Origin of the sequence: Microbacterium sp. Leaf351 (assembly GCF_001423825.1) — a bacterium.
In the GTDB taxonomy this organism is placed as follows: domain Bacteria; phylum Actinomycetota; class Actinomycetes; order Actinomycetales; family Microbacteriaceae; genus Microbacterium; species Microbacterium ginsengisoli.
The window spans coordinates 292,261-298,795 of record NZ_LMPK01000033.1; the positions used below are offsets into that span (position 1 = coordinate 292,261).

Consider the following 6,535-nt stretch of genomic DNA (forward strand, 5'->3'; position numbering starts at 1 on the left):
CCGGCTGCGTGTTCCCCTCGACGGGCATGCGGGCGATCGCGCGGTCGGGGCCGAACTCGATCCACTCGAGCCCCATCTTCTCGGCGAGGGCTCCCATGCCGCGCGACTGCGCCCAGGCGAGTCCGTCGGCTCCGGCGGGCAGGTCGGGGCTCATCGCACTCCTTCGGGATGTCACGGCGCGGCGCCCGATCGGACCCGGCGGGTGTCGGCGCGCGTCGTTAGGCTGGCACGGTGACCGATTCCGCTCAGCCTACCCTTCTGGTCGTCGACGGCCACTCGCTCGCGTTCCGCGCCTTCTACGCGCTGCCGGTCGACAACTTCACGACGAAGGACGGCCAGCACACCAACGGCATCTACGGGTTCCTGTCGATGTTCGTCAACCTGCTGAAGGCCGAGAAGCCTACGCATCTCGCGGTCGCGTTCGACACCTCGCGCGTGTCGTTCCGCACCCGCGAGTACGCCGAGTACAAGGCGAACCGATCGGAGACGCCGCCCGAGTTCGCCGGCCAGATCCCGCTGTTGCAGGACTGCCTGCGGGCCATCGGTGTGACCGTTCTCACCAAGGAGGACATCGAGGCAGACGACATCCTCGCGACGCTGGCTACCCGCGGCGCGGAGGCCGGCTACAAGGTGCTCGTCTGCTCGGGCGACCGCGACACGATCCAGCTGGTGACCGACGATGTCACCCTCCTCTATCCGAGCGTGCAGGGCGTCTCGCAGCTGAAGCGCTACGACCCGGCCGCGGTCGAGGAGCGCTACGGCGTCCGTCCCGAGCAGTACCCCGACATCGCGGCGCTCGTGGGGGAGACCAGCGACAACCTGCCGGGCGTGCCGAAGGTGGGCGAGAAGACCGCGGTGAAGTGGCTCACGCAGTGGGGCACGCTCGAGGCACTGCTGGAGAACGCCGACAAGATCGGCGGCGTGGTCGGCGGCAACCTGCGCGAGCATCTCGACGATGTGAAGCGCAACCGCGCCCTCAACCGCCTGCTGCGCGACGTCGAGCTCCCGGTGTCCCCGGCCGATCTCGAGATCGGTGCCACCGACCTGCAGGAGGTGCGCGACATCTTCGCGCGGCTCGAGTTCCGCACGCTGATGCCGCGCCTGCTCGAGGTGATCGATGCGGGCGACGACCAGGGCGAGAGCGCCCCGGTCACGGTCGCCCCGGTCGCCGTCGAGTCGACGCCCGCCGACGCCGCCACCTGGCTCACGGGTCGCACCGGGGACGTCGGCGTGGTCGTCACCGTCGAACAGGGCACCCCGGCGCGCCTCGGGTTCGCGGATGCGACCGCAGCCATCGAGCTGAGCTGGTCGGATGCCGCGGCCACGGCGATCGGCCCGTGGCTCGCCTCCGACGCACCGAAGGTGCTGCACGATGCGAAGCCGCAGCTCAAGGCGCTGCGCCGCGCCGGCGCAGATCTTCGCGGCATCGTCTTCGACGCCGCCCTCGCCGGCTGGCTCATCCGCCCCAGCTTCCCCGACAAGACGCTCGGCGACCTGGTCGAGCGCTACCTCGGCGAGAAGCTCCCTGAGGCCGATCCGACGCAGCTCGTGCCCGAGACGGAGGGAGCGACCCCCGGTCAGCTGGCCTGGTTCGTCGCGCGTGTCGGAACCGCGATCCGTGACGACATCCCGTCTCCTCTCGCGCGCGTGCTCGATGAGATCGAGCTGCCCACTCTCGACACCCTCGCCGACATGGAGCTCGCGGGCGTCGCGGTGTCGCACGACCACCTGTCGGCCTTCTCGACGGAGCTCGCCACGCGTGCCGACGCGATCGCCGCCGACGCCTTCGCGGCGATCGGACGCGAAGTGAACCTCGGGTCGCCGAAGCAGCTGCAGGAAGTGCTGTTCGACGACCTGCAGCTGCCGAAGACCCGCAAGACCAAGACGGGCTATTCGACGGATGCCGCGGTGCTCGCCGATCTGCAGGAGTCGAACCCGCACCCCTTCCTCGACCTGCTGCTGCAGCACCGCGAAGCGACGAAGCTGCGGCAGATCATCGAATCCCTCGATGCGGGGATCCAGGACGACGGACGCATCCACACGACCTACGTGCAGACGGGCAGCCAGACCGGCCGCCTGTCGAGCACCGACCCGAACCTGCAGAACATCCCGGTGCGCACCGAGGAGAGCCGCCGCATCCGAGCCGCCTTCGAGGTGGGCGCCGGGTTCGAGACACTGCTGACAGCCGACTACTCGCAGATCGAGATGCGCATCATGGCGCATCTGTCGGGCGATCCGGGGCTGATCGAGGCGTTCCGGTCCGGCGAGGACCTGCACCGGTTCGTGGGTGCGCGCGTGTTCGGCGTCGACCCGGCCGAGGTCTCCCCGGCGATGCGCACGAAGGTGAAGGCCATGTCGTACGGTCTCGTCTACGGGCTGAGCGCCTTCGGACTCTCCAAGCAGCTGCGCATCGAGCAGTCCGAGGCGAAGCAGCTGATGACCGAATACTTCGCGCGGTTCGGTGCGGTTCGCGACTACCTGCGCTCGTCGGTCGAGCAGGCCCGTATCGACGGGTTCACCGAGACGATCTTCGGTCGGCGCCGGCCGTTCCCCGACCTCACGAGCCCGAACCGCGTGCTGCGCGAGAACGCCGAGCGCGCCGCGCTCAACGCCCCGATCCAGGGGAGTGCGGCCGACATCATGAAGCTCGCGCTGTTCCGCATCCACGACGAGCTGCGCAGCGAGGGGCTGGCCTCCCGCGTGCTGCTGCAGATCCACGACGAACTCGTCGTGGAGGTCGCGCCGGGGGAGTGGGATGCCGCGGAGCGGATCGTGCGCGAGCGGATGGGCGATGCCGCCGACCTGTCGGTGCCGCTCGACGTGCAGATCGGTCACGGCCGCGACTGGAACGGCGCCGCGCACTGATCGCTCCCGCACCCGCGTGCCGCGCGGATCGACGCCGCGGCCGCCGCGTGCGGATCGGCGACGTGTGAGCCACAGCAGGAGCGGTGTCGCTGCGGGGGGTCGCCCGCAGGAGAGCGGCGAACTGCACGACAGGTTTGGCCTGCGTGAGGCGGCATGCCTAGGCTCGATGCCATGACCGACGCAGAACGCACCCCCACCCGGATCGATGCGATCGCGGAGGCTTGGGTCGACAGGCTCGCCGAGCTGTCGCCGATGGCCGCGACCTACATCGGACGCTTCGAGCACAACGGCCGCTTCGACGACCTGTCGCCCGAGGGGGAGCAGGAGAAGCACGCCGCGATCACCGCCGTGCTGCGCGATCTGTCCGATGCCCAGCCGGTCGACGACATCGACGCGGTCACCCTCGCCGACCTCCGCTCCGAGCTGCAGCTGCAGGTCGATCTCCACGACGCGGGCGCCCATCTGCGGGACCTCAACGTGATCGCCTCACCCGCGCAGGAGCTGCGCAACGCGTTCGACCTCATGCCCACGGACTCGGTCGAGGACTGGACGGTGGTCGCCGAGCGGCTGCGCGCACTGCCCGCGGCCCTGAACGGCTACGTGTCGACGCTGCGCGAAGGCATCCGCACCGGCGTGGTGCCCGCCCGTCGCCAGGTCGACGAGGTCGTCGGTCAGATCGCCCGCTACACGGCGGAGGACGGCTTCTTCGCGGACTTCGTCGGCGGCGCGACCCTTTCCGACGGCGCCCTGCCGGCCTCGCTCGCGCGGGAGCTCACGGATGCCGCGGGTGCGGCCCGCGTCGCCTACGACGACCTGGCGCAGGTGCTGCGCACCGAGCTCACCCCCGTCGCGCTCGAGCACGACGGCGTCGGTCGCGAGCTCTACTCCCTGCACTCCCGGCGGTTCCTCGGGGCGACGATCGATCTCGATGAGACCTACGAGTGGGGAGTCGAGGAGCTCGCGCGCATGGTCGCCGAGCAGGAGTCGATCGCGAACGAGATCCTGCCCGGGGCATCCGTGGCCGAGGCGGTCGCGCATCTCGAAGCCGACGCCTCGCGCAAGCTCCACGGCACCGCCGAGCTGCAGCGCTGGATGCAGGAGACGAGCGATCGCGCGGTCGCCGAGCTCGGCCGCAGTCACTTCGACATCCCCGAGCCGGTGCGTCGCCTCGAGTGCATGATCGCCCCCACCCAAGAGGGCGGGATCTACTACACCGGCCCGACCGACGACTTCTCGCGTCCGGGACGCATGTGGTGGTCTGTGCCGGAAGGCGTCACCGAGTTCGACACGTGGCGCGAGCTGACGACGGTCTATCACGAGGGCGTTCCGGGGCATCACCTGCAGATCGCGCAGTCGGTCTACAACCGCGCCCAGTTGAACTCCTGGCGTCGCCTCATCGCGGGGTCGTCGGGTCACGCCGAGGGCTGGGCACTCTACGCCGAGCGCCTCATGGAGCAGCTCGGCTACCTCGAGGATCCGGCGGACCGCCTCGGGATGCTCGACGGGCAGCGGATGCGCGCGGTGCGCGTGGTGCTCGACATCGGGGTGCACCTGGGCAAGCCGCGCCTCGACGGCTCGGGCACGTGGGATGCCGACTATGCGCTGGAGATCATGCGTCAGAACGTCAACATGTCCGACGCCTTCATCCGGTTCGAGGTGAACCGCTACCTCGGGTGGCCGGGCCAGGCGCCGTCGTACAAGGTCGGACAACGCATCTGGGAGCAGATCCGCGACGCGTACCGTGCCGCCCAGGGCGACGCGTTCGACATCAAGGCGTTCCACAAGAAGGCGCTCGACATCGGCGGCGTCGGTCTCGACACGCTGCGCAGCGCCCTCGTTCCCTGAACGGGAATGCCGGGCCGCGGCATCCTGTTCCATTCCCCTGAATGAAAGGGTGACCCATGACGGATGACGCATCCCGAGCCGCTGCGGTGGAGTTCGGACTCGACACCTTCGGCGACGTGACGGCCGATGAGACGGGGGCGACGCTCACTGACGCCCAGACGATCCGCGACGTCGTCGAGCAGGCCGTCGTGGCGGATGAGACCGGGCTCGCGTTCTTCGGCGTGGGGGAGCACCATCGCCACGAGTTCGCCGTCTCGAGCCCTGAGATCGTGCTCGCCGCCGCCGCGGCGCGCACGTCGCAGATCCACCTCGGCACCGCGGTGACGGTGCTCTCTTCCGATGACCCGGTGCGGCTGTACGAGCGGTTCGCCACCCTGCAGGCGGTGTCGTCGGGTCGGGCCGAGATCATCCTCGGTCGCGGCTCGTTCACCGAGTCGTTCCCGCTCTTCGGCTACGACCTTCACGACTACGAGGTGCTCTTCGAGGAGAAGCTCGACCTGTTCCACCAGCTTCGCGCCGAGCAGCCCGTCACGTGGTCGGGTCGCACCCGCGCCGCCCTCACCGACGCCGACGTCTTCCCCAAGACGGAGACCCCCATCCCGACGTGGATCGGCGTCGGGGGCAGTCCGGAGTCGGTGGTGCGCACGGCACGCTATGGATTCGGCCTGCTGCTCGCGATCATCGGCGGGTCGCCCGCCCGCTTCCGGCCCTACGTCGATCTGTTCCATCGCGCGACCGCGTCGTTCGGGCACGGCGCGCTGCCCGTCGGTGTGCACTCGCCGGGCCACATCGCCGACACGGACGAGGAGGCCTGGGAGCAGCTGTATCCGGCGATGGAGTACAACCGCAACGCGATCGGCCGCGAACGCGGGTGGCCCCCGTACAGCCGTGCGCAGTTCGCTCACGACGTCTCGCCAGAGGGTGCGATCTACGCGGGATCACCGGAGCGCGTTGCTCAGAAGATCGCCGACGCCGTACGCACGCTCGACCTCGACCGATTCGATCTCAAGTTCTCGAACGGCACGCTGTCCCACGCACGGATGCTGCGTTCGATCGAGCTCTACGGCACGGTCGTCGTGCCGCGGGTGCGGGAGCTGCTCTCTGGTGAGTGAGCGTCAGCGGCGCGGTGTGCGGGGCGACTCGAGACCGAGGTGCACGCGAGTGCGCCGCCGCTCGATCACGATGAAGGTGGCACCCAGGGCCCACAGGGGCACCTGTACGAGGAACGCGGCACGGAACGCGTTCAACGAGTAGGTGCCGGGAGTTCCCGCCCCCTGCAGGTCGAGCGCGAGACCGATGAGGAACACGGCCACCAGCGCGGCGAGGAATCCGCCGACATTCGTGATTCCGGTCGCCGTGCTGAGCCGGTGCTGGGGGTTGTGCGTGCGGGCGTGGTCGAACGCGATCATCGACGCGGGTCCGCCGGTCGCGAGCGCGATGGCGAGCACGACGAGAAGCCAGACCGGGGCCGTCCCCGGCCACAGGATGACCGCCATCCATGCCACGAACTGAAAGGCCACGCTCGGCAGCACGAGCAGGTGGGACCGGCGCATCGGCAGACGGGCCGAGAGTGTCCCCATGATCGGCCCGAGCGCCATGCCGATCACGACATATACCGTCGTGATGCCACTGGCTCCCGCTGTGCTGAGGCCCTCGCCTGAGGTCAGGAACGGGATTCCCCACAGCATGACGAACGCGGTTCCTGCGAACGGGGTCGTGAAGTGGGACCAGAACGCGAGACGTGTGCCGGGGTGCGACCACGCTGCCCGGACGCCGACACGGTTGTCGATCGTCGAGGTGATCGCCGCGATCGTGCCCGTTCGGG

3 protein-coding genes and 2 pseudogenes are annotated in these 6,535 nt (G+C 69.5%); 3 read left to right on the top strand and 2 right to left on the bottom strand.

The window, feature by feature from the left end:
• Positions 1-154, bottom strand: a pseudogene (locus tag ASG00_RS17970) (thioesterase); the annotation flags it as partial.
• A 77-nt stretch (positions 155-231) separates the two neighbouring features.
• Here ASG00_RS17970 and polA point away from each other — a divergent pair.
• The 3 genes from polA to ASG00_RS09755 all read left to right on the top strand — a co-directional run bounded on the left by polA (position 232) and on the right by ASG00_RS09755 (position 5,822).
• Entirely contained in the window at positions 232-2,865 is a 2,634-nt protein-coding gene (polA, locus tag ASG00_RS09745) for a DNA polymerase I (protein WP_056209031.1), read from the top strand.
• 171 nt (positions 2,866-3,036) lie between these two features.
• A complete protein-coding gene (locus ASG00_RS09750; RefSeq protein WP_056209035.1) occupies positions 3,037-4,710 on the top strand; it encodes a DUF885 domain-containing protein in 1,674 nt (557 codons plus the stop codon).
• A gap of 56 nt (positions 4,711-4,766) precedes the next feature.
• The gene (locus tag ASG00_RS09755) at positions 4,767-5,822 is read left to right on the top strand and encodes an LLM class flavin-dependent oxidoreductase (protein WP_056209039.1); all 1,056 of its coding nucleotides are present in this window, start codon (positions 4,767-4,769) and stop codon (positions 5,820-5,822) included.
• A 3-nt stretch (positions 5,823-5,825) separates the two neighbouring features.
• On the opposite strand, the pseudogene ASG00_RS17975 reads toward ASG00_RS09755, so the two are convergent.
• Positions 5,826-6,535 (bottom strand): annotated as a pseudogene (locus tag ASG00_RS17975) (MFS transporter); the annotation flags it as partial.

Bases quoted from the DNA above. Each gene is read 5' to 3' on its own strand.
- ASG00_RS09750 (WP_056209035.1), top strand. From the start codon at position 3,037: ATGACCGACGCAGAACGCACCCCCACCCGGATCGATGCGATCGCGGAG.
- ASG00_RS09755 (WP_056209039.1), top strand. From the start codon at position 4,767: ATGACGGATGACGCATCCCGAGCCGCTGCGGTGGAGTTCGGACTCGAC.